This window comes from Paraburkholderia suaedae, assembly GCF_040812055.1.
In the GTDB taxonomy this organism is placed as follows: Bacteria; Pseudomonadota; Gammaproteobacteria; order Burkholderiales; family Burkholderiaceae; genus Paraburkholderia.
Window position 1 is genome coordinate 19564 of the sequence record NZ_JBFOAH010000024.1, and the last position, 24879, is coordinate 44442.

General features: G+C 60.3%; 25 protein-coding genes and 1 tRNA gene. 13 read left to right on the forward strand and 13 right to left on the reverse strand.

The window, feature by feature from the left end:
- Positions 1-128 precede the first annotated feature (128 nt).
- The 5 genes from murI to ABQJ48_RS27285 all read right to left on the reverse strand — a co-directional run bounded on the left by murI (position 129) and on the right by ABQJ48_RS27285 (position 5218).
- The gene (gene murI, locus ABQJ48_RS27265) at positions 129-1016 is read right to left on the reverse strand and encodes a glutamate racemase (RefSeq protein WP_367841070.1); all 888 of its coding nucleotides are present in this window, start codon (positions 1014-1016) and stop codon (positions 129-131) included.
- A 157-nt stretch (positions 1017-1173) separates the two neighbouring features.
- Positions 1174-1653, reverse strand: a complete 480-nt coding sequence (bfr, locus tag ABQJ48_RS27270; RefSeq protein ID WP_367841071.1) for a bacterioferritin — start codon at positions 1651-1653, stop codon at positions 1174-1176.
- A gap of 184 nt (positions 1654-1837) precedes the next feature.
- On the reverse strand, positions 1838-3361 hold the full coding sequence (locus ABQJ48_RS27275) for a fumarate hydratase (protein WP_367841072.1): 1524 nt from the start codon (positions 3359-3361) through the stop codon (positions 1838-1840).
- 54 nt (positions 3362-3415) lie between these two features.
- The gene (locus tag ABQJ48_RS27280) at positions 3416-3985 is read right to left on the reverse strand and encodes a TIGR00645 family protein (RefSeq protein ID WP_367841073.1); all 570 of its coding nucleotides are present in this window, start codon (positions 3983-3985) and stop codon (positions 3416-3418) included.
- Between the two features lie 339 nt (positions 3986-4324).
- A complete protein-coding gene (locus tag ABQJ48_RS27285) occupies positions 4325-5218 on the reverse strand; it encodes a DMT family transporter (protein ID WP_367841074.1) in 894 nt (297 codons plus the stop codon).
- A gap of 541 nt (positions 5219-5759) precedes the next feature.
- Here ABQJ48_RS27285 and acs point away from each other — a divergent pair.
- From acs to ABQJ48_RS27315, 6 genes are all read left to right on the forward strand, one after another.
- Positions 5760-7742: an acetate--CoA ligase gene (gene acs / locus ABQJ48_RS27290; protein WP_367841075.1), complete on the forward strand. Its 1983-nt coding sequence runs from the start codon at positions 5760-5762 to the stop codon at positions 7740-7742.
- 146 nt (positions 7743-7888) lie between these two features.
- Positions 7889-8323 (forward strand): DUF4212 domain-containing protein, encoded by a 435-nt coding sequence (locus ABQJ48_RS27295; protein ID WP_367841076.1) that lies wholly within the window; start codon positions 7889-7891, stop codon positions 8321-8323.
- Positions 8320-10338: a sodium:solute symporter family protein gene (locus ABQJ48_RS27300; RefSeq protein ID WP_367841077.1), complete on the forward strand. Its 2019-nt coding sequence runs from the start codon at positions 8320-8322 to the stop codon at positions 10336-10338. Before ABQJ48_RS27295 ends, ABQJ48_RS27300 begins: the two co-directional genes overlap by 4 nt.
- A gap of 61 nt (positions 10339-10399) precedes the next feature.
- A tRNA-Ser gene (locus ABQJ48_RS27305) sits at positions 10400-10490 on the forward strand.
- A gap of 165 nt (positions 10491-10655) precedes the next feature.
- The gene (locus ABQJ48_RS27310) at positions 10656-12035 is read left to right on the forward strand and encodes a putative bifunctional diguanylate cyclase/phosphodiesterase (protein WP_367841078.1); all 1380 of its coding nucleotides are present in this window, start codon (positions 10656-10658) and stop codon (positions 12033-12035) included.
- Between the two features lie 357 nt (positions 12036-12392).
- Positions 12393-13346 (forward strand): CHAD domain-containing protein, encoded by a 954-nt coding sequence (locus ABQJ48_RS27315; protein WP_367841079.1) that lies wholly within the window; start codon positions 12393-12395, stop codon positions 13344-13346.
- Positions 13347-13719: 373 nt separating this feature from the next.
- Here ABQJ48_RS27315 and ABQJ48_RS27320 read toward each other — a convergent pair whose 3' ends face one another.
- A complete protein-coding gene (locus ABQJ48_RS27320) occupies positions 13720-13917 on the reverse strand; it encodes a DUF3562 domain-containing protein (RefSeq protein ID WP_367841080.1) in 198 nt (65 codons plus the stop codon).
- 400 nt (positions 13918-14317) lie between these two features.
- Here ABQJ48_RS27320 and ABQJ48_RS27325 point away from each other — a divergent pair, with 400 nt between their 5' ends.
- The 3 genes from ABQJ48_RS27325 to ABQJ48_RS27335 all read left to right on the forward strand — a co-directional run bounded on the left by ABQJ48_RS27325 (position 14318) and on the right by ABQJ48_RS27335 (position 15932).
- Positions 14318-14758 (forward strand): hypothetical protein, encoded by a 441-nt coding sequence (locus ABQJ48_RS27325; RefSeq protein WP_367841176.1) that lies wholly within the window; start codon positions 14318-14320, stop codon positions 14756-14758.
- 69 nt (positions 14759-14827) lie between these two features.
- A complete protein-coding gene (gene phoU, locus ABQJ48_RS27330; protein WP_367841081.1) occupies positions 14828-15535 on the forward strand; it encodes a phosphate signaling complex protein PhoU in 708 nt (235 codons plus the stop codon).
- Between the two features lie 163 nt (positions 15536-15698).
- Positions 15699-15932: a hypothetical protein gene (locus tag ABQJ48_RS27335; protein ID WP_367841082.1), complete on the forward strand. Its 234-nt coding sequence runs from the start codon at positions 15699-15701 to the stop codon at positions 15930-15932.
- Between the two features lie 121 nt (positions 15933-16053).
- On the opposite strand, the gene ABQJ48_RS27340 is transcribed toward ABQJ48_RS27335, so the two are convergent.
- The 4 genes from ABQJ48_RS27340 to phaP all read right to left on the reverse strand — a co-directional run bounded on the left by ABQJ48_RS27340 (position 16054) and on the right by phaP (position 18692).
- Positions 16054-16443 carry a DUF1488 family protein gene (locus ABQJ48_RS27340; protein ID WP_367841083.1) on the reverse strand — a complete coding sequence of 130 codons (390 nt, stop codon included), beginning with the start codon at positions 16441-16443 and terminating at the stop codon, positions 16054-16056.
- A gap of 63 nt (positions 16444-16506) precedes the next feature.
- Positions 16507-16956 (reverse strand): hypothetical protein, encoded by a 450-nt coding sequence (locus ABQJ48_RS27345; protein WP_367841084.1) that lies wholly within the window; start codon positions 16954-16956, stop codon positions 16507-16509.
- A gap of 633 nt (positions 16957-17589) precedes the next feature.
- On the reverse strand, positions 17590-17808 hold the full coding sequence (locus tag ABQJ48_RS27350; protein ID WP_367841085.1) for a hypothetical protein: 219 nt from the start codon (positions 17806-17808) through the stop codon (positions 17590-17592).
- A gap of 308 nt (positions 17809-18116) precedes the next feature.
- Positions 18117-18692: a TIGR01841 family phasin gene (gene phaP / locus ABQJ48_RS27355; protein WP_367841086.1), complete on the reverse strand. Its 576-nt coding sequence runs from the start codon at positions 18690-18692 to the stop codon at positions 18117-18119.
- A 621-nt stretch (positions 18693-19313) separates the two neighbouring features.
- Between phaP and ABQJ48_RS27360 the strand changes: the two genes are divergently transcribed.
- The 3 genes from ABQJ48_RS27360 to ABQJ48_RS27370 all read left to right on the forward strand — a co-directional run bounded on the left by ABQJ48_RS27360 (position 19314) and on the right by ABQJ48_RS27370 (position 20994).
- Positions 19314-19586 (forward strand): helix-turn-helix domain-containing protein, encoded by a 273-nt coding sequence (locus tag ABQJ48_RS27360; protein WP_367841087.1) that lies wholly within the window; start codon positions 19314-19316, stop codon positions 19584-19586.
- A gap of 251 nt (positions 19587-19837) precedes the next feature.
- Positions 19838-20134, forward strand: a complete 297-nt coding sequence (locus tag ABQJ48_RS27365) for a hypothetical protein (protein ID WP_367841088.1) — start codon at positions 19838-19840, stop codon at positions 20132-20134.
- Positions 20135-20253: 119 nt separating this feature from the next.
- Positions 20254-20994 carry a 3-ketoacyl-ACP reductase gene (locus ABQJ48_RS27370; RefSeq protein WP_367841089.1) on the forward strand — a complete coding sequence of 247 codons (741 nt, stop codon included), beginning with the start codon at positions 20254-20256 and terminating at the stop codon, positions 20992-20994.
- Positions 20995-21048: 54 nt separating this feature from the next.
- On the opposite strand, the gene ABQJ48_RS27375 is transcribed toward ABQJ48_RS27370, so the two are convergent.
- Complete coding sequence (locus ABQJ48_RS27375) at positions 21049-21405, reverse strand: hypothetical protein (RefSeq protein ID WP_367841090.1); 357 nt, start codon at positions 21403-21405, stop codon at positions 21049-21051.
- A gap of 869 nt (positions 21406-22274) precedes the next feature.
- Between ABQJ48_RS27375 and ABQJ48_RS27380 the strand changes: the two genes are divergently transcribed.
- On the forward strand, positions 22275-22838 hold the full coding sequence (locus ABQJ48_RS27380; RefSeq protein ID WP_367841091.1) for a Uma2 family endonuclease: 564 nt from the start codon (positions 22275-22277) through the stop codon (positions 22836-22838).
- Positions 22839-23099: 261 nt separating this feature from the next.
- Here ABQJ48_RS27380 and ABQJ48_RS27385 read toward each other — a convergent pair whose 3' ends face one another.
- Positions 23100-23471, reverse strand: coding sequence for a hypothetical protein (locus ABQJ48_RS27385; protein ID WP_367841092.1), 372 nt, complete (start codon positions 23469-23471; stop codon positions 23100-23102).
- A gap of 586 nt (positions 23472-24057) precedes the next feature.
- A complete protein-coding gene (locus ABQJ48_RS27390; RefSeq protein ID WP_367841093.1) occupies positions 24058-24330 on the reverse strand; it encodes a hypothetical protein in 273 nt (90 codons plus the stop codon).
- Positions 24331-24879 lie beyond the last annotated feature (549 nt).

The following is a 24879-nucleotide window of genomic DNA, read 5'->3' on the forward strand; positions in this document are numbered from 1 at the left end:
CATGCTTTTTTGTAACAAAACCAGACTCTTAGGAGGGTTTGTATGGATAGGGCGCCGGCGCGTGCGGCCGGTATCAGCTGACAAGCTTGTAAAGGTGCCAAGACGTTTGATACGCCGGGCACGTCTTTCTATGCGGCGTGCGAGTCCGACGCCGCAGTTCGCGGGGATTCGATACAGACCTGCTGCACGTCCGCCTGGATGTGCAGCAGGGTTGCCGCCAGCTGCTGTTGATGCGAGCCGTCGCCGGTCGAATAAAAACGGGGCGGCATGCAACTGGCACCCTCCGGAGGGGCGCGCAGCCCGTGCTGTTGCAGCACGCGCTCCAGCTGGCGCGCAATGGCCACGCTCGTGTCGATCAGCGCGAGCCGGTCTCCGACGATGTCGCGGATCGCCGCATCCAGAAACGGGTAGTGGGTGCAACCGAGCACCAGCGTGTCGGCGCCCGCGTCGAGCATGGGTTGCAAGTAACCACGCAGCAGCGCGCGCAATTGAGCGGAGCCGACATCGCAGCGCTCCACGGCCTGCACCAGACCATGGCCGGGCTGGCACAGAAAGCGGCAGTCGGCTGCATAGCGCTCGAGGAGCGCCAGAAAGCGTGCGCTGCGCAAGGTCACCTGCGTGGCGAGCACACCGGCAACTCTTGTCCTGGACTGCAGCGCGGCAGGTTTGATGCCGGGTTCGACGCCCACCAGCGGAATGGGCAGCTTTTGGCGCACCAGTGCGATGGACTGCGCGGTCGCGGTATTGCAGGCGACCACCAGCGCCTTCGCACCTTGCTGAACCAGCCATTCGCCGATGGCAAGCGTGCGCTCGGCGATGAAGTCGTCGTCGCGTTCGCCGTACGGGGCGTAACGCGAGTCGGCGACATACAGGATCGCTTCATCTGGCAGCTGCGCGCGCACCGCTCTTAATACGGACAATCCACCCAGACCCGAATCGAAAATGCCGACCGGCGCACGCGAAACGGCGTCCGCGTTGAATGTCCGGACTGTCGGAGACGGCGAATGTGCAGGCATAGGCGAGAAGAGCACAAGAGGCGCGCGGCGCGCCGATCAACGGGAACCCGGGAGAGCGGGAAAGTGCGCAAGTATATCGCCCGCGCGGCACAGCTTGCCGCGCAGGCGAGCGCGTGCATGCGAGTCCCGGCGCATGGGCCGTTTCAGAGCCAGCCGGTCAGGACGCGATCTCGCCCATTGCCGTTTGCTGATAGTTCTGGATGCCGACCTTGTCGATCAGGTCGAGCTGGGTTTCGAGCCAGTCGATGTGCTCTTCGGTGTCGTCGAGAATCTTCACGAAGATTTCGCGGGAGATGAAATCGCGAACGGATTCGCAGTAGACGATTGCTTCTTTACAGGTGTTCTGCGAGATCTGTTCGAGCTTCAGATCGCATTCGAGGATCTCCCTCGTTTCCTCGCCGATCAATAGCTTATGGAGGTCTTGCAGATTCGGCAGGCCGTCGAGCATGAAAATGCGTTCGATCAGCCAGTCCGCATGCTTCATTTCACCGATCGACTCGTCGTATTCATGCTTGCCGAGCTTTTCGAGGCCCCAGTGCTTGTACATCCGCGCGTGCAGGAAGTACTGGTTGATGGCGGTCAGCTCGTTCTTCAGCTGCGAGTTCAGATATTCGATGACTTTCTTGTCGCCTTGCATGGCATTTCCTTATGTGGGACCCTGATTTTTCAACAACAATAAACGCCATACCCAGAAAAGCCAAGGAGCCGGAAGCAACTTTCCCACATTGCTTCAGGTATCGCGCCGGGCCGCCTGCGGCAATAAAAAGCCGGGGTTGGTATCCCGGCTTTCGACTCACATGACAGGCGCTAATTGCAAGGCGCTAGACCGTCGCAACGGGAATCTTGCCGATTTTTGCTTGCCATTCCTTCGGCCCGGTCTGGTGCACGGATGTGCCGTTCGAATCGACGGCAACCGTCACCGGCATGTCCTGCACGTCGAACTCGTAGATCGCTTCCATGCCGAGGTCTTCGAACGCGAGCACTTTCGCGCTGCGAATCGCTTTCGACACGAGGTACGCGGCGCCCCCCACGGCCATCAGATACGCGGCCTTGTGCTTCTTGATCGACTCGATCGCGACCGGGCCGCGCTCCGCCTTGCCGATCATCGAAATCAGACCGGTTTGCGAGAGCATCGTCTCGGTGAATTTGTCCATGCGCGTCGCCGTGGTCGGGCCGGCCGGGCCGACGGCTTCGTCACGCACGGGATCGACCGGGCCGACGTAGTAGATCACGCGGTTGGTGAAGTCGACCGGCAGCTTGTCGCCCTTCGCCAGCATGTCGGCGATGCGCTTGTGCGCGGCGTCGCGTCCCGTGAGCATCTTGCCCGACAGCAGGAGCGTCTGGCCCGGCTTCCAGGCTGCAACCTGTTCCGGCGTCAACGTGTTCAGATCGACCCGCTGGCTGGTTTCCGTGTTCGGTTGCCACTGAACTTTCGGCCAAGCGTCGAGCGATGGCGCTTCGAGCCTGGCGACGCCGGAGCCGTCCAGCGTGAAATGCGCGTGACGCGTAGCGGCGCAGTTCGGGATAATCGCGACCGGCTTCGACGCGGCGTGCGTCGGTGCGGCCATGATCTTCACGTCGAGCACGGTGGCCAGACCGCCAAGGCCTTGCGCGCCGATACCGAGCGCGTTGACCTTCTCGTGCAGTTCGACGCGCAGTTCTTCGATCCAGTCCTTCGGGCCGCGGGCGATCACGTCCTGAATGTCGATCGGATCCATCAGCGATTCCTTGGCCATCACCATCGCTTTCTCGGCAGTGCCGCCTATGCCGATGCCGAGCATGCCCGGCGGGCACCACCCCGCGCCCATGGTCGGCACGGTCTTGAGGATCCAGTCGACGATCGAATCGGAAGGGTTCAGCATCGCGAACTTGGACTTGTTCTCCGAGCCGCCGCCCTTGGCCGCCACTTGCACGTCCACCTTGTCGCCCGGCACGATCTCGTAGTGGATCACGGCCGGCGTGTTGTCCTTCGTGTTCTTGCGCGCGCCTTCCGGCGGGCTCACGATCGACGCGCGCAGCACGTTCTCCGGGTTCAGGTAGCCGCGGCGCACGCCCTCGTTGATCATGTCCGTGACGCCCATCGTTGCGCCATCCCAGCGCACGTCCATGCCGACCTTCACGAACACGGTGACGATGCCGGTGTCCTGGCAGATCGGGCGCTTGCCCTCTGCGCACATGCGGCTATTGGTGAGAATCTGCGCGATCGCATCTTTGGCGGCGGGGCTCTGTTCGAGCTCGTAAGCGCGGCCCAACGCCTGGATGTAGTCGAGCGGATGGTAATAGCTGATGTACTGAAGCGAATCAGCAATGCTCTGGATCAGATCTTCCTGTTTGATGACGGTCATGGCTAGCTCGGTGGGGACAATGGCGCTTGTTGTCGGACATGCAGCGCGGTGCGCTCAGTCGTGCGCCTTCAGGGGAGTGGAACCTTTGACGGAGCTCACGGCGTGCAGCGCGGCGGGCTCCTGGAAATGTTTGGGATGCGTGTGCGTGGTAAGCCGGTCGACCAGCGCCATCACCAGCGCCGACACCAGAAACGCCACGTGGATGATGACCTGCCACATGATCGTATGGGTCGTGTTTTGATCGGGGCTGATGAAGGTCTTGAGCAGATGGATCGACGAGATGCTGATCAGCGCCATCGACAGTTTCACTTTCAACACGCCCGCGTTCACGTGATCGAGCCATTCCGGTTCGTCCGGATGACCCTCGACGCCCAGACGCGACACGAAGGTTTCATATCCGCCGATGATCACCATGATCAGCAGGTTCGAGATCATCACGACATCGATCAGGCCGAGCACGACCAGCATGATGCTGGTTTCGTCGAGCGTCATCGAGGCTGTGACCAGGTGCCAGACTTCTTTCAGGAACAGCACCACGTAGACCGCCTGGGCCAGGATCAGGCCCAGGTAGAGCGGCACCTGCAGCCAGCGGCTCATGAAGATGATGACGGGCAGCGGACGCATTGGGCGGCGGTGACGGGCGGAGTCGAGTCGCGAAGCGGACATAGGCAAGAGTCAGATGAAACGCAGGTGACGGAATACGGGCCGAACGCTGCGTGCGACGCGTGCCGCGATGCACGTGGCGACGCAAGTGGGCGACGCATGTGGCCGACGCGCACCGGACGCGCTGCGCCGCGCAATGCCGCGCAAACCACGCGCAGAGCGCACGCCGCGCGGCCCGAAGACGCCGGACAAGCCCGCGTCAGGCGCGCTATTGTACAGCGTCGCGTGAATTTGCTGCGCCGCCGCGGGTGCGGGACGCTGCGGCCAGCGCGGGTCGCGACGGCGTCGCGAGCGCGGCGCTTACGAGGCGACCGGTGGCACGCGCTTCGTCTTCAGACTTGCCAGCGCAATGCCCCCGATCACGCAGGCGAGCGCGAAGCCGTGTGCGAGCGTGGGCCGCTCGCCGAGAAACGCGATGCCGTAAATCGCCGCGGCCACCGGCAGCAACGCGCTGAATACGCCCGCGAGACTGCCGGGCACATGACGTATGCCTTTCATCCATAGCCAGAACGAAAAAATGCTGGCCGACAGCCCGTACCACAGCACCAGGGCCCAAATCGGCAAGGGCACCGCGCGGTAGTCGAAGTGCGCGAGCGCACTCGCGCCGAGCGGCAGCATCAGCAGCAGGCCGAACAGGTGCGTGTACGCGCAGATGTCGATAGGCGCGAGCGTCTGCGTGAGGCGGCGCGACAGGACGACGTAGAGCGATTCGCAGCAGACCGCGCCGAGCACCATCAGATTGCCGCTGAACGAGGTTTCGCCGCCCGCGTTGCGGTCCCCGTGCGCGAGGTTGATGACCACCACGCCGACGATCGCCAGCGCGATCGACGCGAGCGCTCGCCCGTTCGGGCGCTCCTTGAGGATCAGCCACGAGAGCAGCGCGACGAAAGCAGGGATCGTGCTGGTGATCACACCGGCTGCAACCGCGCTCGTGCGGTGCACGCCGTTGAGCATCAGCAGCGTAAACCCGAAGGTGCCGAACAGCGCTTGCAGAAACAGGTTGAGCCATTCATCGCGCTTCACGCGGCGCAGCTTGGCCACACGCAGCAAAGGCCCGAGCACCGCCATCGCGATGACGAAGCGCAGCAGCGCGAACAGAGGGACGGGGACGAACTCGACGATGGATTTACCGATTCCGACATTGCTGCCGACCAGCAGCATCGAGGTAATGAGAAACAGGGAATAGCGATTCAAGCTGGAGTCCGGACGGCTAGTTCAGTTAGCATTGTAAGAGGCCGCGCAAGCGAGCGTAAAGGCGCGAGGCCGCGCAACAGCGCGTTCGACGCCGCTTCCCCTGCGCGATGTGCGTCGTGTGTGGGTTCGATTACATGAAGGCGGCGTAACGAGTGGCATGCGCGGCTCCGGTCGCGTACGGTTGAGTGCGCCGCGCGTGTGCTGGCTCTGTATCACCGCAACACAGCAGCAACACGGAACAACGCGGCAGCAGCTAAGGGTTTTCGCTGGCAAGCCGATGCAACTTGCGTAAGTGCCTGGTAAGTTGCCGCGCTTATGTTTAAGACGAGAGTTACGACAGTTCAAGGACGCGAATGGCAAGCCGGTCGGACGCGCACTGGGTCGCCACAGCGTCGCGCGAGACAGAGCACGGTTGGCAGCGCGGCGCGCGGGCCGCAAGCATGGGAGACAGCGCTGCGTTTGCCGCGGCGTCAACAGGACATGGCGCGTCAGACGCGCGCCGGCACAGGTTTTACATTTGACCTTCACCAAGGGGTTGTCGATGTCTGCGATTGAATCGGTTCTTCAGGAACGCCGTGTTTTCCCCCCCTCCGCTGAAGCAGCGGCCGGTGCCACGATCTCCGGCATGGACGCGTACCACGCGCTCGCCGCCGAAGCGGAGCGCGACTACGAAGGCTTCTGGGCGCGTTTCGCGCGCGAAACGCTGAGCTGGAGCAAGCCCTTCACCAAGGTGCTCGACGAATCCAACGCGCCGTTCTACACGTGGTTCGAAGACGGGCAGTTGAATGCGTCGTATAACAGCATCGACCGTCACGTCGAAGCGGGCAATGGCGAGCGCGTCGCGATCGTGTTCGAAGCCGACGACGGCACGGTCACCAACCTCACCTATCAGGATCTGCTGCAGCGCGTGTCGCGCTTTGCGAACGCGTTGAAGAAGCGCGGCGTGAAGAAAGGCGACCGCGTGGTGATCTATATGCCGATGTCGATCGAAGGCATCGTTGCGATGCAGGCATGTGCGCGCATCGGCGCCACGCATTCGGTCGTGTTCGGCGGTTTCTCGTCGAAGTCGCTGAACGAACGGCTGGTTGACGTGGGCGCCGTCGCGCTCGTCACCTCTGACGAACAGATGCGCGGCGGCAAGGCGTTGCCGCTGAAGAACATCGCCGACGAAGCGCTGGCGATGGGCGGCTGCGAAGCCGTCAAGAGTGTGATCGTGTATCGGCGCACCGGCGGCAAGGTTGCCTGGGACGAAGCGCGCGACCTATGGATGCACGAACTCACGCAAGCCGAATCCGATCAATGCGCGCCCGAGCCGGTCGGCGCCGAGCATCCGCTGTTCATCCTTTACACGTCCGGTTCGACGGGCAAACCGAAGGGCGTGCAGCACAGCACCGGCGGCTATTTGCTGTGGGCCGCGCAGACGTTGAAGTGGGCCTTCGACTGGAAGCCCGCCGATGTGTTCTGGTGCACCGCGGACATCGGCTGGATCACGGGGCATAGTTACATCGCGTACGGACCGCTGACGCTCGGCGGTACGCAGGTCGTGTTCGAGGGCGTGCCGACTTATCCCAACGCCGGGCGTTTCTGGGAGATGATCGCGAAGCACAAGGTCTCGCTGTTCTACACGGCGCCCACGGCGATCCGCTCGCTGATCAAGGCCGCCGAGGCCGACCACAAAGTGCATCCGAAAAGCTACGATCTGTCGACGCTGCGCATCATCGGCACGGTCGGCGAGCCGATCAATCCGGAAGCGTGGATGTGGTACTACGAAAACGTCGGCGGCGGCCGTTGCCCAATCGTCGATACGTGGTGGCAAACCGAAACCGGCGGTCACATGATCACGCCGTTGCCGGGCGCCACGCCGCTCGTGCCCGGTTCATGCACGCTGCCGCTGCCGGGCATCATGGCCGCGGTCGTCGACGAAACCGGCCAGGACGTGCCGAACGGGCAGGGCGGCATTCTGGTCGTAAAGCGTCCTTGGCCGTCGATGTTGCGCAACGTGTGGGGCGACCCCGAGCGCTACAAGAAAAGCTACTTCCCCGCGGAACTCGGCGGCAAGCTGTATCTCGCCGGCGACGGCGCCGTGCGCGACAAGGAGACCGGCTACTTCACGATCATGGGTCGCATCGACGACGTGCTCAACGTGTCGGGTCACCGGCTCGGCACGATGGAGATCGAGTCCGCGCTGGTGTCGAATCCGCTCGTCGCCGAGGCCGCGGTGGTGGGCCGGCCCGACGCCACCACCGGCGAAGCGGTGTGCGCGTTCGTCGTGCTCAAGCGCGCGCGGCCGCAAGGGGAAGAGGCGGTGAAGCTCGCCAACGAACTGCGCAACTGGGTCGGCAAGGAGATCGGTCCGATCGCCAAGCCCAAGGACATCCGCTTCGGCGAGAACCTGCCGAAGACACGCTCGGGCAAGATCATGCGCCGTCTGTTGCGCTCGCTCGCGAAGGGCGAAGAGATCACCCAGGACGTGTCGACGCTGGAGAACCCGGCGATTCTCGATCAACTCGGCGAGTCGCTGTGAGCGCCGGATAATCTGTGTTGGCGGCAAGAGCGCGTCGAACGAGGCGCTCTTGATCTGACGTCCAGTTCGGGCGCGTCGCGCCACGCGAATGCCACCGCGCGGTCAATCCCGATTGCCTGAGCGGTGGCTTTTTGATACATAGGCGCATGGCCGCGCCGCACCACCCCCACGCTACGCTCAATCCGACGCCCGAACCGCCCGCGGTCTCGGCAGCGATGGTGCTCGCGCATCGCGTCTATTGGCGCTTCAATGTGGTGCTGATCGCCACGCTGATGGCCATCGGCTTCGTCGTATCGTTCGTGTTGCCGCTGAGCGCGCCCGCATTGGCGGGGGTGCGCATCGTCGGCTTCCGGCTGCCGTTTTACTTCGGCGCGCAAGGGGCGATCCTCATCTATCTCACGCTGATCGTCGTATATATCGTGCTGATGCAAGGTGCGGACCGCCGCCTGCAACGCGCGTTCGATGCGGACGCCGATGCGAATGCCGATGCCGGTGCCGATGCCGATGCGAATGCCGGTTCCAGCGCCTACACCGGGCGCCAGCATCGCCACGCTGGCCGCGCGCGGACGCTGAGCCGATGAAGCTCGCGCATCGGCTGATCCGTTCCTACGCGTTCTATACGCTCGGCTTCCTGCTGTTCATCTACGTGATGTGGCGCATCGAGCGCACGAGCGGCCCCGGCGTGTGGATCGGCTACGTGTTCCTGTTCCTGCCGATCGCAGTCTATGCGGTGATCGGCCTGCTATCGCGCACCTCGGATCTCGTCGAATACTACGTAGCGGGGCGGCGCGTGCCCTCTGCGTTCAACGGCATGGCGACCGCGGCCGACTGGTTGTCTGCCGCATCGTTCATCGGCCTGGCCGGGTCGATCTATGCAACCGGCTACGACGGTCTGGCGTATCTGATGGGCTGGACCGGCGGCTATTGCCTCGTCGCGTTCCTGCTCGCGCCTTACGTGCGCAAGCTTGCGCGCTACACGATTCCCGATTTTCTCGGCACGCGCTTTTCGAGCAACGCGGTGCGCGGCCTCGCGGCATTGGCCGCGATCCTGTGCTCGTTCGTCTATCTGGTCGCGCAGATCCAGGGCGTCGGGCTGATCGCGACGCGCTTTATCGGCGTGGATTTCGCCGTCGGCATCTTCTGCGGGCTGGCGGGCATTCTCGTGTGCTCGTTTCTGGGCGGCATGCGCGCCGTCACGTGGACCCAGGTGGCGCAGTACATCATCCTGATCGCAGCGATCCTGATCCCGGTGTCGATGATCGCGCATAAGGACGGCCTAGGTTGGGTGCCGCAATTCAATTACGGCCGTTTGATGGCGCGCATGGAGAGCCTCGAAAAGCAGGTGCGCGACGAGCCGCTCGAACAGAGCGTGCGCGACGATTATCGACGTCGCGCCACGCTGATGCAGATGCGGCTCGACACGCTGCCGCAATCGTTCGTCGACGAAAAGCAGCGGCTCACGCAGGAAGTCGCCGATCTGCGCCGCCACAACGGTCCGCTGCGCGAGATCAAGGAGCGCGAAAGGGCACTCGAACAGTTTCCACGCGATGCCGCCGCCGCGCACATCGTCTGGAGCCAGCGGCGCGATGAAATGCTCACGCGCGCGGCGGCGCCCGTGCCGATGCAGGAGCCGTTTCCGGCCGTCAACGATGAAGAGCGGCGCATCCACGAGCGCAACTTTCTTTCGCTGCTGCTGTGTCTGTCGCTCGGCACCGCGAGTCTGCCGCATATCCTGACGCGCTATAACACCACTACGTCGGTGGCGTCCGCGCGCCGCTCGGTCGGCTGGACGCTGTTTTTCGTCGCGCTGTTCTATCTGACCGTGCCGGTGCTGGCCGTGCTGATCAAGTACGAGATTTTGAGCAACCTGGTCGGCCATCACTTTGCCGATTTGCCGCAATGGCTCACGCAATGGCGCAAGGTCGAGCCGAGTCTGATCAGTCTCGCGGATACCAACGCCGACGGCATCGTGCGTTGGAGCGAGATCCAGATGCAGCCCGACATGGTCGTGCTCGCCGCGCCCGAGATTGCGGGGCTGCCGTATGTGATGTCGGGCTTGATCGCGGCCGGCGCGTTGGCCGCGGCGCTTTCCACTGCCGATGGTTTGCTGCTGACGATCGCCAATGCCTTGTCACACGACGTGTATTACCACATGGTCGATCCCAACGCGTCGAGCCAACGGCGTGTGACGATCTCGAAGATTTTGCTGCTGGGGGTGGCGCTCTTCGCGTCGTATGTGGCGTCACTGAATGCCGGGAACATCCTGTTTCTGGTGGGGGCGGCGTTTTCGCTGGCGGCGTCGAGTCTCTTTCCGGTGCTGGTGCTCGGCGTGTTCTGGAAACGCACGACGCGGCTCGGCGCCGTCGCGGGCATGGTGGCGGGGCTGCTGGTGTGCATCTACTACATCGTTTCGACCTATCCGTTTTTCACGCAGATGACGGGCTTTACCGGCGCGCGATGGTTCAGCATCGAACCGATCAGCTCGGGCGTGTTCGGCGTGCCGGCGGGGTTTCTGGTGGCGATCGGGGTGAGTCTGATCGACCGTAAGCCGGATGCTTATGCGAGGGCGCTGGTGGACTTTATCCGGCATCCTTGACCACGGTTGCGAGAGGGGTGTGGCGCAAAGCGTGAAGTTTGCTATAATTCGGCTCCCCGCCGGAGAGATGGATGAGCGGTTTAAGTCGCACGCCTGGAAAGCGTGTATAGGTTAATAACCTATCCGGGGTTCGAATCCCCGTCTCTCCGCCACTTCTGGGATAATCCGCTGATGGAAAGGATATCCCTGTCAATCAAAGAGTTGCAGCAGGCTGGTGTGCCGAAATGGTGTGCCAAGATGGTCGCTGACTCGATGCTCTCCCTCTACAGGCGCAAGGACGGAAAGTCACCATACTGGTGACGCATCATGTCGGTGTGATGAGCGACGTCACTGCACTCGTGGAATACCAGGCTCGACTTCAGCATCAGGCCAGATACGACTCGCTGACCGGGCTTCCAAATCGCAACCTGCTCGACGAGCGCCTCGCTGAAGCAATCGGACGCGCGTCGGAGACCGGTGGCCACGTTTCAGTGCTGTTCCTCGACCTTGACCGGTTCAAGGAGGTCAACGACTCTCTCGGTCATCGTGTGGGCGACGCGCTTCTGGGTAGCGTGGCGAAACGCCTGCAGCACCAGGTGCGCTCGAGCGACCTTGTCGCGCGCTATGGCGGTGACGAATTCATTGTCGTCGCCGAGCGCACCGACGCCGCGCAACTGATACCGATGCTAGACCGGTTGATTGTCGCCATGCGGGAGCCGTTCCATACCAGCGAACAGGAGCTTTACGTTGAGGCCAGCATTGGAGTCAGCACCTATCCGCAAGACGGTCCCGATGCGGACACACTGATACGAAATGCCGACGCGGCGATGTATCTCACGAAGTCGCGTGGACGCAATGGATACCAGTTCTACCGTTCCGAATTGAATCAGGCGGCCGCCCAGAAGTTGCAACTGTCGACCAGACTCAAGCGGGCGGTCAAGGCTCAGGCCTTGCATCTGGCTTACCAGCCCCAAATCGATATGCTGACCGGGCGTGTATTGGGAGCTGAGGCACTCTTGCGGTGGGACGACGCCGAGCTCGGCGCGGTATCGCCGGCCGTGTTTATTCCGGTTGCGGAGGAGTCGGGTCTGATTCAGGACATTGGCGAATGGGTGCTCAGGACCGCGTGCGCTCAGGCCAGGATATGGCGAGACGAGGGGATGCCGCCAATTCGTGTGTCGGTGAATGTCTCTCCGCTCCAGTTGGAACACTCTGATTTGATGAATGTGGTCCGCATCGCTCTGGAAGATGCCGACTGGCCGGCCGGCATGCTCCAGCTTGAATTGACGGAAGGCGCGCTGATGCGCAACGCCGAGCAGGCAGCTCGCGTGTTGCACGACCTCCGCGAGCTGGGTGTGAAAGTCGCCATTGATGATTTTGGTACGGGGTACTCGAGCCTGAGTTACCTGAAACGCTTCAGCATCGACCGCATAAAGATTGACCAGGCGTTCATTCAGCAAATTGGCCGCGACCCCGAATACGAGGCGTTGACGCTCGCAGTCATCGCAATCGCTAAAACGTTAAAGTTTGACGTCATCGCTGAAGGTGTTGAACTCGACACACACAGACACTTTCTGGTCGAGCATGGATGCGTGGAGGGACAAGGCTTCCTTTATAGCCCGGCTGTTGCAGGCGAGGTTCTCGGGGAGATGCTTCGAACGATGGGACGGCGAGCTGTTGCTGCGGAATTGCCCACCAGTACAGCTGAAAGTCTGTAGCTGGACAAGCGGACCGCCAAGGAACTTGACTGCGAGAGACTGAGAAGCATCAGCGGTACTACCCAGGGCCGCGCAGTTCGTCTGAATACCAGCCCTGCATCCCCTTGAGCAACGCAACGTAGGCGGCAAGAGCAATCGTATCAATGTGGCATTGGTTTCGGAGATGCGGCTGGATGGAGCCAGACTTCGCACGTCGTTCGACATCGCCCACCCATTGGTTTCGGTGCTCCTGCGTTGTAGGATTGAAACGGAGGGGCAAGTGCGCCCCGTCGGTGCAGGAATTGGCCTTTTCTGTATGCGGTTAATCGCGTCGCGCTGTTCCCGTCCACCTCGCGGTCACAAAAGGAGCGCCTGCCATTGAGTTCCCATCCCCCCGGAGCTGTCAATGCAGAAACGCCCGAGTCGCGCGCCCACGCCGGTAATGCCGGCGAAGGGTCGTTGACGTCTGCGTCGACCGTTGAGGACGCCTTTTCGCTTCTTGCCACTTCGACCGCCGGCGAGGCGGTGTGCCGCGTGCGTAAGCTGGACGCCCAGGCGGACCCGGAGGTTCTACACAAGCTTCGCGTGGCGTTACGGCGACTGCGCTCGCTTTGGTGGGCATACGAACCGCTACTCGACGGAAAAGAAGCGGAAATTCAATGTCGCGAGTTCAAGGCGCTGGCTGCCGCAGCAGGTAAAACAAGGGACTGGGATGTCTTGCATGACCTGCTATGCACTGGCAACCAGTCGACGAAGCATTCGCTTACGTTGCTCATCCAGTCGGTTGGCGAGCATCGAACCGACGCGCTGTCATTCAGCGTCAGGACAATCGGAAATGCAGGCGTCGAGCGGATACTGAATCATGCAGTGGCAGGAGCCCGGCACCAACTGGACGCGGCAGCAGTCAGGCCACCCCTCGCGACGTTTGCCGGGCAGCGTGCGATATTGGCAGAGAAGGCCTTGAGAAAGCGGGTCAAGCGGGTCGCGTCGGCAAGCCATTCAGACTATGCGTCGCTTCATGAAGTACGAATTGCGGGGAAGAAACTCCGATATGTGCTGGAGTTCTTTTCCCCGGTCCTGGATGGCAATCACCAGCCGTTGATTGAACGCTTGACTTCTGTGCAGAATGACCTCGGAGTGCTGAATGACCTGGTCACAAGCGAAGCGTTGCTTCGGGAGTACGCGTCACAGTTGGGAGACGCGGAGCCAGTCAACGAAGCCGTCTGGTATCTCCGTGACCAGAAGGGTCATCGCATGAACAATGTGCCAGATACTGCGCGCGGCAGAATAGTCGGAGTGCCGCACGCCCAGGCGGCTCAAAGTCGGCGCTAGTCTTGCCTGTCTTTCGCTTCTTCCTTTCCGCCCGGCGCGACAGGTCAGATAGTAACCACTTGACGACAACTTCAGGGTCGGTCATGCCGTGTTCTGCAAACTCGATTTCGCTTTCGTAATATACGATAACCGAGCCGGCCATCACGCGATACCGGCCGCGATAGCGCATGCCATCCAGTTCAATTTCTCTTGTTTCATAGCTGTCGGTAATCGATAACTGCTCTTCGGTAATTCTGATTGTGCGAACGGTACCGAACTGGATAGACCGGGTCAACAGCAGCGGTCGTCGGCGATGCCATTGATGTGAGCCGGCGATGGCGCATACGGCTCGTCGTATTGCAGTGGTGATTCCATTTTTTTGAACGGCACCTTTCTAGTGCCTGTCCTTAGCGACGCCGCGCAGATTTTCTCGAACGCGTCTGGCGACAAGTACTGTCAGGTAATCCATAACCCTCGCGCCCTCGCTGTATTCGGCCCACGTCTCCGCATACATTTTCGCCACGGCCTCTGCAGGCGTATCGGTGTCAGAGGCGATAGCGTTGACAACCTCTTCAAAGTTGGGCTGGGTCATGGTGCGCTCCTGGCGTTCGAAGAATGGCGGCAGCCGCCCACGGAAGGTCGATTAAACGATGTTGACGACCGGTGTGCAAATTGAATCGTACTATTGTAAGACTTGGCTGATTTGCCCTTGATTTGTCTAATGGATACGTCGCGTTTTCGCGTGATGTGCTTACTCCAGGACTTCGTGAACACTAGGGGTAGCCCGACAATTGCACACGTCAGGCGCGCATTGCACAGGTCCAGTCGTGTCAGCGACTTGCTATGCTTGCCCGCGAGTTGTCCACAGTCTTGCAAACAGATTCTGTGGCAGTTTCCGCACCTGCCTTCTCGAAGACATGCACCAAGTGGCTGAGAAAAGATTTTTTAACGATATATACTGTTTATATCGTTTCGTAACTCTGGAGACGGCCATGATTGAACCCCGCATCAGGAAGCCGACGAAGAAGGCATTTCACTTTCCGAAGAATGCCAATGGGCATGCAGTAGACGACCAGCGGCAACCGGACGCGCCGGACGCCGTAGCCGCAGATGTCCAGGTCATCCCGACAAAGGCGAAGAAACAGAAGCGGGTGATACCAGTGGAAGCGACGCCAGCCGGCGTGGCCGCAGAGGAAAAAGCGAAACGTGTGAAGAAGGACAAGGTTGTGCGCGACAGCTTCACAATGCCGAAGTCGGACTACGAGAAAATCGCAACACTGAAACAGAAGTGCCTCGACGCGGGCGTGCCGGTTAAGAAAAGTGAGCTTCTGCGCGCGGGACTGATTCTGCTCGAGGCGGCGTCAATGAAGCGCATGCTTGCGGCGATTTCGGCTGTCGAAACGGTCAAAACCGGTCGACCCGCAAAATCGTAACGCGGCGCTTACTCTGTTGTGCGCGACCAGCGCCCGCCCGGCATGGCCACTCCTGGTCGAGGACAGAAAATGCCAGACAAGCATCTTTCGAGCAGGTTTGATAATGAACTCAATCTGGTCTCGAAAAGGCTGCTCGAAATGGGCGGCCTGGTCGAGTCGCAGATTGCGTGCGTGCTGGAAGCACTGAAGACATTCGATTTGGCAATTCTGGAGCCTGTTGGCGAAACTGAACGCCAGCTCAATTTCATGGAAATAGAAATCGACGAAGAAGTGGCCAACGTCATCACTCGTCGGCAACCGGCGGCTTCCGACTTGCGCCTCCTGCTGGCGACTTCGAAGTGCGCGGCCAACCTTGAGCGGGTTGGCGACGAGGCACGGAAGATAGCGAAGCGAACTCGCCGCGTCGCCATGGACGCAGGCGCGTGGAACTTCAACATCGCTGAAATCAAGACTTCTGGCGAAATGGCCTTACACATGCTTCGTGGAGCGCTGGACGCATTTGCGCGCATGGATGCAACTGCGGCCGCACAGATTGTCCGCGACGACGAAGCCATCGACGCCGAATTTCGAGCCTTCGTGCTCAAGCTCGTCACATCCATGAAGGAAGACCCTCGGACAATCCAGATGGGGCTCGATTATCTGCTTATCGCTAAAGCCATCGAGCGTATCGGCGACCATGCCACCAATATTGCCGAAGCCATCGTCTATGTGGTTCGCGGTACCGATATTCGCCACGAACATCGAAAGCAACGTGGGCGCGACACCCTGAACGGTTGAGAGTGAAGAAAGAAGCTGTCGACGGGGGCAGTGGCGCAATCAGCAACCAACTGCCCAGCTCGCAGAAACACAAGTCAGCGACGGACGACATGCCAGAAGGTGAGTGTGACGATGTCTGCACAAGAAAGTAGTGCGTCAACGATTCGTGACGAGAGTAAGAGCGATGACAAAGAAAAAAGCTCTATCACATGAGGCGTTGGCACTTGAACGGGTCGTCAGTGCTGCGCGAGAGGTATACGCGGCCTCAACAGCGCTCGAGGGGCACTTCGGTGAGGAGGGAGGTCGGCAACCATCTACACTGGAGCTCGCGAGATTCGCCGCCGCCATGCAGGAACTGCGAGACGCCCGCGAAGCGTTCGATGTGCTGGTTTCAGGCAACCGGGAGCCGCGCCGTTGAATTGACCGCGCCCGCATGGGATGACACGGCGGGTCACGCAACCGCGGTATGCAGTGACAAAGCGCGCTCCATAATGGCGGGGCGGCTCTCCCCTCAAGAGCCGAGATAGCACCAGAGGCCGTCAGTGAGAAAAGTCTGCAGCGTGCAGCGTTATCGGCTTGGCCGAGCCTCTCAGTACTTTTCGTTCAACAGCCGCGGCAATCCGCTTGTGTCCATCCGTATAAGCCTTCAGAAGGCGAGCGTCGTCCGCGCCGATGGGCGCCCAGAAATGCTGTTCGAGTGCATCTCGCGTAATTGAACATTGCACCACATGTCCACGGGCAAATACGACGAATGCAACCAGTTTTCCGTCTGCTGAAACGCTGGCTTCTGCTGTGAGAGTGCTGTCCATGTCGGGATTAGTTCTTTGTTGACCTTGGCGGCCCGGCTGTCCTTGGAGGAAGAGCGTCGAAGCGACGCTGGCATCAGCATAATTCAAGCAACGCCCCCCAAAATTGTCGACATCGGCCATCTTCTTATTGCGCGCAAGTCCGGCGGTCCGTTCGACCCTCTTCACACCACTGGCTGTCCGCGTCTACCTGACGCAGCTCGCCGGGTTCGCAAGTTGCTCTACCTGCGCAGTCGAGACGCTCAGAAGATTCGCGACTGGCTCCGCGGAGCTGCCAGTCTGTGCTTTCGTCAGTTTTGCGCGGGTTTTTCTGGTGGATGTCATGTGCACAGGTACCTCACTCGCCCGCAATATGGCGACCAGCGATGCCCGTCGCTCGGACGCGGGCTTTCCGCCCCCGAGCAATTCCTGTTCAAAAGCCCGTTGGAGCAGTTCGGGGACCGCGTCGCTGAGCGCCTGCGACAGACTGTCGAGCGTTTGTTTTCTCCCGTCATCGAGAACCGTCGCTAACAGCGCCGCGAGTTCTTCGGTCAGCGCGGTTGCAATGGACGCGAGCTCTGGTTTCAGGTCGTCGCGTAGAGTCGGAGTTCCCGATGAGTTGATGCTCCTCAATGCAGACTTGCGCTTTGCGGCCATCGTGGGCTCCCCAAAGTCTGTCGATAGGATGCACCCGCGCCATGAGTCCGTGTCGGGGGGGAGCCGTTGAAATTTTAACAGCGCAACCAGCTCCCGGCTTCGATGTCGCGGTGCGGTGGAAACTCCGCAGTGACGCCGGAAGAGGCGAACTCCACCTACATTTGCGAGCCCCTCTAGCGATAGCCGACCGCGTTGAGAGCTCCGAATTGGAGTCGGGAATTTCAGGCAGTCAAGGAGTCGATGTTTTCCAACAGTCTCTGCAGCCGTTGCTGTTGGTTTGGCAAAAGTCCCGGCGTCGCACTTGCCTGAAGAACTCGCCCACGCCAGTAAATTCTGGAGAATAGGGCATGCGCTCCTTCCGCCCCCAGCACCTGCTCGAGATGGGCAATCGCGGGGTCGATATCGCGCAACGTGTAGGGGCTTATGCCCGTCGAACTTCTGTTAGTGGCAGTCATTGCATGTGCTCTGATTTACCTGCTTTTCCTGTGCGGCAGGCGAACGGGACGAACGCCGGCATCTAACTGGCCTTGCGATAAAAGCATAACCATACAGTTCGCGTTTTGTCTTCAATCAATACAACCGACAAGCTGAGGCCATGACGCAATCACACGGCGCTAGCGCCGGCACATACTGTTAGCCGCCGGTCCCGGGCGGGAACACCTGCCATGTGCCGTCATCGTGCCGGAAGAAAAAAAGCCCAACCGAACCTTCCGGTCGCTGTGCATCAACGCGTACGAAACGCCTGCGGATAAAGCCTGTGCGACTGAATCGGGTTACCCGAATCGGCGTCGCCGCAGCTGGCGTGAGCCATTTTTCAACCAGCGAACGCAGGGACCTTTCTGCCGTGTTCATCCGCTCCTCCTTCAGTCTCGCTGCCGTCGGCTCGGCGTTGCCCTGTGGCACTCGCCTCCATGCACATTCAGCCGCGAGGAATGTGGTTGCTTCGCGTGATTGATACCGGACGAAATCAAACGCAGCCAGGGCAGGCGACCTGCGCAACGCCGCACGAAAATTTATGGCTCAGAAGACGAGTTTCGTGACGGCGTGCGAGGCGCACTGGTTGCCTCCAAGCGTTCAGGGCGCCACTGATGGCCACCCGCAAGCAAGGCGAGCGGGGGCCTGCTTGGAAGATGACGTCAGTGAGCTACGACCAGACGCTATTACTTCTCATTGGCTTCGACCGGTGCTGCAAGTTGTCGAGTCCGCTTGGCCGAAGCCGATGCCACCGTGCTGATATTGCTCTCCGCAGTCTCCACTGCCTGCTTTGCGGCCTTCCTCGCAGCTTCATACGTCGTGTTCGCCGTCTCGCTTGCCGTGGTGATTAACGTTTTCCATGCTGCAACAGCGGTTTCGCTTCCTGCCGGCGCTTTGTTCGCGAGGCGGTCGACAAAAGCCAGTGCATCTTGCGGGTACTGCTTGAGTTGCGCTTCGGCGACCGCCGCGAATTCGGTTTGAGTGCTGGAGATGATTTCGTAAACGCGGCGCCAGTACGACTGTGCCTTTTCTATGGCGGATTGAGCGTGGCTTGCCTGTTGTGCGAACAACGCGTGCGGCTCGCCGGCTGAAACCGCCTTGAGCACGATTTCCCGATTTTCGGCGAGACTTGATTTGACCGCTTGCACATTCAGCTCGGCCAGCTTTTCGACGCCGGCAAAGAATTTGTTCAGGATGCCAAATGGTGTGTTAACGCCTGCTTTCTGCGAAGCGATGACTTGTTCAGGGGGAAGACTGCTCATCACTAAGCTCCATAGTGGTGAAGCGACTAATGTCGAAAAGTCAGATGAATCAAATCGCGCGCCGTATTCCGCAGCAACAAAGGCTGGTGCACTGCAGCAATATCTATTCTATGGGGGAGTGAGCGGATGTCAACCACTGGTTCGATGGCAGCGTCGAGGGGCGCGTGAGAACCTGGGCGAATGCCCAGCCAAGATTGGAACAGACAGAAGTTTAAGGGAATACCCGAGGAACCTTTTCTGGTTCGTCAGGACGTCACTGATGACCTTTTAGTCAGATGTGTGCAGCGCCACAAAAGGGATACCGCCTATCCGCCACAGTTGCTTCGAGCACTGTGGAATTCGACGACGGGAGGCGTTGAATGCGCGACAGTTCGTTACCGGAAGACCCGGCGTGCAAGATTGATGTGGGCGCAACGATTTACTGTTGTTTATTTTGACAGCAGTTGATGGGCGAAGGAATAGTCGTACGTGAAACCATGTGCCAGTCTGGTCGCCATACAGCGCTGCGAGGGTTAACTATGACGTCACGAGGTCGTCATAACTTATCCGTAGATTTGACCCGCAGCCGGAGAGCTGATATCAAATTGCATAAAACATAATATCTGAGAGAAGTTTCATAAGATGAATCGTTACACTAATACTATCGGTCATCTCGAGCGCAGTGCCGGGAATGACCGCCTGAGACGCGCCGTGGCCGCACGCCTTGACAGGGCACTCAAACGCGCCGGCGTCAGTTCGGCACGCGCAGCCAAGTGGTTGGAAGTGAATGAATACGACGTGCAATATTGGCGAGGCGGAATCACCGTCCCGCCGCTGAACGCTTGTATGCGTCTCGCCACCCTTCTCAATCTCGATGTTCACTGGCTTTGCACCGGGCAGCCTCAGGTCGCCTAATCCGCCTTTCGTGACACTGGCGGCGCATGGAGTCGGTGTGCCGTGCGCCGCTATTTGTCCTTGTCAACATGGTCGGACTCGCGCGCGACGACGCGCGAGCAGCCATTTGCAAGCCGACACGGCATGCGCCTGCCGCAAGAACCGAGGTATCGATGTTGAAGGCAGCTAAACCTAAACGGTCGCGCGATGACGTGCGGCGCTTCAATGGTTGCGAGATGGAACTGGCACGAGGCGCTTCGCATATCGCAAGCATGCTGTACGAGAAAAACATTCGCGCGGCGGTCGGGGAAACGCTTATCGAATTCGAGGCATGTCACGGACGCGAGGACCTGAAGGCATTTGCGTACGCCCTTCTCGGGAAACTGGAGCAGCGCGGCAAGCCGGAGGCAGTCAAGCTGCTTTACGCCTTTATAGAGCATGGCCGCCTGCCGGAGGCGACGCCCGGCGCGCGTCCCGTGCCCGTCGCTACGCGGAAGCCCGTCGTCCAGAAGCAACTAATGGCCCGGTCAATGACGGGCCGGGCGGGTGCAATGACCGAAGCTGCCTGAATTCGACTGGACGGAGTGGCGGAAGAGGCCTCGCCTGACGCGTCTGCCCGAAAGTACAGGTCAGCTGCCGGCCAAAAGTATGTTGGTCCTTTAACCGTAACAAGAACCGGGGGTAGAACATGTCAAAGCGAATCGCTTACGTAACCGGTGGTATGGGTGGGATTGGAACAGCGATATGCCAGCGGCTTTACAAGGACGGCCTGACCGTTGTGGCGGGATGCGGGCCCAACTCGCCGAGACGGGAGCGGTGGCTGGCCGAGCAGGCTGAGCTTGGATTCTCCTTCATCGCCTCGGAGGGCAATGTCGGTGACTGGGAATCGACCGAAGCCGCCTTCGCGAAGGTGAAAAAGGAAGTGGGCGACATTGACGTGCTGGTGAACAATGCCGGCATTACACGGGACGGCGTGTTCCGGAAGATGTCGCGGGAGAACTGGAACGATGTCATCGACACGAACCTGACGAGCCTCTTCAATGTGACCAAGCAGGTCATCGAGGAAATGGTCACCAAGGGGTGGGGCCGGATAATCAACATCTCGTCTGTGAACGGGCAAAAGGGGCAGTTCGGTCAGACCAACTACTCCACCGCCAAGGCAGGCATTCACGGCTTTACGATGTCGCTTGCCCAGGAGGTGGCGACGAAGGGCGTCACGGTGAATACCGTATCGCCCGGTTACATCGGGACGGATATGGTCCGGGCTGTGCGCCCCGAAGTACTGGACGCAATTGTCCAGAGCATTCCGGTACGCCGGCTCGGAGAAGCGACCGAAATTGCGTCGATTGTCTCCTGGCTTGCCAGCGACGAAGCGGGCTTCGCTACCGGTGCCGACTTTTCGCTGAATGGTGGTTTGCACATGGGCTAAGAATCGCCCAGGAGGCGGAAAGGGTGCGGACCCGACTGCTCATGGCTCAGGCACTCACGACCAGGCGCTCTGGCGCCCGGTCGACGGAAAACGGAGACCGCGTTTCAGGAAGGCGCGGCAGAGGGTGGTGGAATGCATCGGACATACGGCTACAGAGACTTCATCATCGAGGTCGACACTGAGTCCGTCGGCAGACTTGCCAGTGGAAAGGTTCTTTCCTTGCCGGCCGGATACGTCGCAGTTGTCCATATCACGTCGGCGGTAAGCACTGAAACGATTCAGACGTTGCGCGTTGACCGGGACAATGGCAGTCCATTCGCTACCGCAGTCGAGGCCTTGATGCGGGGCTACGGCGCAGCCGAGCGCGTCATTGATGAAGTGATAGCGATGAGCGGGCCGGGGGCAGTCCATTGAGCGCGCGCTTCGTTTTCTCCACCCTGTGTAGCGCCGCTGTGGTTGACAGATAGCCTGTCGGCGTTGTCGGCAGGACGCGCTGCCGGAGCCCTTTAAATTCGGCATAGGGCCGCCGGCCGGTCCGGATGAAGTGTGTTAGCGCGACTCAAGGGCGTCATCTCGCGCTTGCGCAATCTCGACAGGGTATTGGTCGTGGTACGCGTCGAACAACCGTGAGCATAACTGAGCAAGTGACGCTAGGTCCACGGCCTGGTCAGCGTGCTCGACCTCTCCCGCGCTGAGTACGTCATCGAGAATCGGGGCGAGACGGCGCAATCGCCGGAAAGTAGTGTCGTCAAGTTTCATGTTGGACCTCCTGTCGTCAGCCGGCAGAGCGCCCGCTGAAGGGGCCTGCCCGAAGGCTTTGGCTACACCCGGCATGTCTCGCCAGCAGGAACGTGCTGGCCGGGCCGCCAGGAGTTTTTTGAATGTCTCTGCCTATCAGGGACGCATAACATCCGGGCAGGTCTAGGTACAGTCAGCGCTCGCATGTGGGCGGGCGCATGGCATTCGTGGTGCGACCCGGGGGCACACCTTGCCAGTCAACCGTTTGCCGGACGTCGCAAAGCATCAGATTGTGAGCCTGAATTGCGGTCCTCATGTCCTTCTGCCACTGCACTGCACAATAAATCCTAGAATCCACGTGAGCATCAGACCGCGATTGCTGGCAGCGTAGAGGGATGGACGGTGTTCGACGACGTAGCGCACGCGAACAATTGCTTGCCAGTTGCTGACGAGCATAGCCGGATTTGTGCGGCGCAGCAAACACATAATAATGTAATGCTAGCGAAGGGTTTACGCTTAGGCGACTTCCCCGCGAGACGACTATGGGCACACCTGCCTTTCTGGACCGCTACGAACTGCTCGCCGCGTGGCGTCGCCTCATTCCGGACGCGGAACTTGCCGGGCACCAACACCCATATGAGCTAGACGAACTCGGCGAAGCCATACTGAATCGCTCCCCGTCAGCCAGGCGCCAGATAGTGCTTACGGACGTCTACTGCCATCTGACCGAAGAGATTGGTCACCTTGCCGCCATGTCGGTGGCCGTTACAACCTCATCATTTGGTATCAGGGTCCCGGACGTCGTATGGATGCCGTGTGACAAGTGGGAAAGTTTCGACCGCGACGACCCTGCGCCGTTTGTCCCAGACCTTTGCGTCGAGGTGCTGCTTGATAGCGACCGGATGCACCACATCGAGCGGAGGGTCATGGCCTATCTCGACGGCGGTGCCCGCGAAGTCATTGTCATTGGCCAGCGCGGGCAGGTCGATTATTGGGGAGCCGACGGCCGGCGGAAAGCCTCAATGTTCGATGTGACGGTACCGCTCGACCCCATGTATTTCGAAGAACGCGGGTCAGTCACAATGGCTGGTGATGTTCGTCGTTGAGTCGCCGCGCGCTGGCTGGGCCGGGTCACAATTGCGCGCTTGGTGGACAAGAATCGCCAGAGGTGTCACGCACGTGATACCACCGGAAATACGCCCATCCAGCCGGAGCGCTTTTTCACGGATGTGCAACCGGGTAGGCCGTTGACAGCCAGTCGCCTTGCAGAGCGAATGCCGCCAGCTCAGCTTGCAGCGCGGCATTGCGATATCGGGGCCGCATGCTCGAACGCGTCGGCGTTGTGCGGAAACGGTGACTTGTGCGCTCTAGTGGCGCCACCCGCGATGCCCGTCGTAACCACGTCCATAGTAGCCATGCCCGTAGTACCCACGCCCGTAGTACCCACGTCCATAGTAACCAGGGCCGTAGTAACCGCGGCCGTAATAGCCTCGATATCCGCCGTACCAATAGGGATAGCCATAGTAGGGATAGCCATAGTATCCGGGCCAGGGGCGCGGTCCATCTATCACCGGCGGCCCGTAGATGACGGGCGGCGGCGCATAGACAACCGGCGGCCCGACATACACGGGGCCCGGCACTCCGATGCCGACGCCTACAGACACACCACCCGCCTGCGCGAAGCTGGCCGACCCTGCGCCAAGCGCGGCAGCGACCAGAAAACGAACGAACCTGTTCATTTGCATTCTCCTCGCCTCAAGTCCAGTTCGAACGAGCGGCGACGGTGCAACGAGGTAGACAAATAGCGCTGAGTCCGCTTTCTATGGAGTTCAATACGCAGAGGCTCATACGTGAGGCCGAATGGCCTCTCCTCTTTAGAGTCAGCAGTTCCGAAGTCGTTCAGGAAGGACCGCGATGCGTGACTGTCCTGCATCGATGCGCGCATCGAGTCGAAGCGACTGCGATGCTGCGCCCGGGCAAATCGGGAACGGCGCTGTTGTAAGCCGCCGTCGCCGATTGCTCGGAGAGTTTATTGCAGAACCTTGACAGGCTAGGGATGCAGAGCGCGTGCACTAAAGGGGGCGCGGTTGGGTTGGTCTGCGATGCTCGGTGCCCGCGCGCGACGCGCATGTCACGGTATCGAACCCTTCGGTGGTCTTGCTGGTAACCACCGGCTGCCATCGCGGGCTCATGGCGTACGTGGGAGGAACCGGACGGAGTACGACGCTCAGCCGACGGAAGTGAGGCTCTATAGCCGCGCACCAGCCCACCTACCAGTTTGAATCGCGAGCGCCACGATTCAGCGCGGCGAACTCGCGACCGTCGTCAAAAGGTGACGATGGTCGCCTGCACGAGAGGGTGCTCTGCGGTTGACTTCCGCCCGTCGGCAGTAGGCGGAAAGACACACCAGGTCCCGTCATCGTGTCTGAAGAAGAACAATGCGCGAGCTCCGTCTGGTAACGAAGTCTCGACGCGTACATAGCGTCGCCCACTCCAGTGGGTGCGACTGAATCCGGTGACATGAACCGGAATCGCGGGAGTCGGTGCGAGCCATTTTTCGACCTGACGACGCAGGGATTGCTCCTTCGCTTTTCTCATTTTCCGCTCCAGCTAGTCCGACAGCGACCGACGATGAATGACGTGCAGGTCTCGACAGATGGCTTTTGCCACCGGACCGCACCTTCCCAACCAGAAGCAATGACGCGAGTCCGTGACGACGCACCGCATCAACATGTCCATAAAAACAAGTGTAGAGGTGATAACGCGAGTGCAATTCGTCGAAGCGGAGGCGATAAGTCGTGCAATTCTGCGATTTGCGAGAGGTCGACAAACCTGCTGATGCATCTGCTGGCAATAAGCGCTCAAGGGGTTAAAAATGACAGCCACCACATCCAGGTGCTACTGCTTTGGTCGTGAAGGATTTGACCTGACCGGACAATTCAAGCCGACGTTGCGACTGCGACTCTCTGACGCACCCTTCGAAGAAAACGCATAGGCAGCCAACAGACCCGGGTTGCTCGCCCTGATAGAGCCACCGCAGACCGAGCCGTGATTTGGAATTGCGAGTGAGTCGCCGCGCGGCTAACAAACCGTTACATGAGAAATGCGTGCAGCTTCAGCCGTCGGTTTTTTGGTCGCCTACCATTG

Bases quoted from the DNA above. Each gene is read 5' to 3' on its own strand.
- murI (WP_367841070.1), bottom strand. From the start codon at position 1,016: ATGCCTGCACATTCGCCGTCTCCGACAGTCCGGACATTCAACGCGGAC.
- bfr (WP_367841071.1), bottom strand. From the start codon at position 1,653: ATGCAAGGCGACAAGAAAGTCATCGAATATCTGAACTCGCAGCTGAAG.
- ABQJ48_RS27275 (WP_367841072.1), bottom strand. From the start codon at position 3,361: ATGACCGTCATCAAACAGGAAGATCTGATCCAGAGCATTGCTGATTCG.
- ABQJ48_RS27280 (WP_367841073.1), bottom strand. From the start codon at position 3,985: ATGCGTCCGCTGCCCGTCATCATCTTCATGAGCCGCTGGCTGCAGGTG.
- acs (WP_367841075.1), top strand. From the start codon at position 5,760: ATGTCTGCGATTGAATCGGTTCTTCAGGAACGCCGTGTTTTCCCCCCC.
- ABQJ48_RS27295 (WP_367841076.1), top strand. From the start codon at position 7,889: ATGGCCGCGCCGCACCACCCCCACGCTACGCTCAATCCGACGCCCGAA.
- ABQJ48_RS27300 (WP_367841077.1), top strand. From the start codon at position 8,320: ATGAAGCTCGCGCATCGGCTGATCCGTTCCTACGCGTTCTATACGCTC.
- ABQJ48_RS27310 (WP_367841078.1), top strand. From the start codon at position 10,656: ATGAGCGACGTCACTGCACTCGTGGAATACCAGGCTCGACTTCAGCAT.
- ABQJ48_RS27320 (WP_367841080.1), bottom strand. From the start codon at position 13,917: ATGACCCAGCCCAACTTTGAAGAGGTTGTCAACGCTATCGCCTCTGAC.
- ABQJ48_RS27325 (WP_367841176.1), top strand. From the start codon at position 14,318: ATGATTGAACCCCGCATCAGGAAGCCGACGAAGAAGGCATTTCACTTT.
- phoU (WP_367841081.1), top strand. From the start codon at position 14,828: ATGCCAGACAAGCATCTTTCGAGCAGGTTTGATAATGAACTCAATCTG.
- ABQJ48_RS27335 (WP_367841082.1), top strand. From the start codon at position 15,699: ATGACAAAGAAAAAAGCTCTATCACATGAGGCGTTGGCACTTGAACGG.
- ABQJ48_RS27340 (WP_367841083.1), bottom strand. From the start codon at position 16,443: ATGGCCGATGTCGACAATTTTGGGGGGCGTTGCTTGAATTATGCTGAT.
- ABQJ48_RS27345 (WP_367841084.1), bottom strand. From the start codon at position 16,956: ATGGCCGCAAAGCGCAAGTCTGCATTGAGGAGCATCAACTCATCGGGA.
- ABQJ48_RS27350 (WP_367841085.1), bottom strand. From the start codon at position 17,808: ATGAACACGGCAGAAAGGTCCCTGCGTTCGCTGGTTGAAAAATGGCTC.
- phaP (WP_367841086.1), bottom strand. From the start codon at position 18,692: ATGAGCAGTCTTCCCCCTGAACAAGTCATCGCTTCGCAGAAAGCAGGC.
- ABQJ48_RS27360 (WP_367841087.1), top strand. From the start codon at position 19,314: ATGAATCGTTACACTAATACTATCGGTCATCTCGAGCGCAGTGCCGGG.
- ABQJ48_RS27365 (WP_367841088.1), top strand. From the start codon at position 19,838: ATGCTGTACGAGAAAAACATTCGCGCGGCGGTCGGGGAAACGCTTATC.
- ABQJ48_RS27370 (WP_367841089.1), top strand. From the start codon at position 20,254: ATGTCAAAGCGAATCGCTTACGTAACCGGTGGTATGGGTGGGATTGGA.
- ABQJ48_RS27375 (WP_367841090.1), bottom strand. From the start codon at position 21,405: ATGGACTGCCCCCGGCCCGCTCATCGCTATCACTTCATCAATGACGCG.
- ABQJ48_RS27380 (WP_367841091.1), top strand. From the start codon at position 22,275: ATGGGCACACCTGCCTTTCTGGACCGCTACGAACTGCTCGCCGCGTGG.
- ABQJ48_RS27385 (WP_367841092.1), bottom strand. From the start codon at position 23,471: ATGAACAGGTTCGTTCGTTTTCTGGTCGCTGCCGCGCTTGGCGCAGGG.
- ABQJ48_RS27390 (WP_367841093.1), bottom strand. From the start codon at position 24,330: ATGAGAAAAGCGAAGGAGCAATCCCTGCGTCGTCAGGTCGAAAAATGG.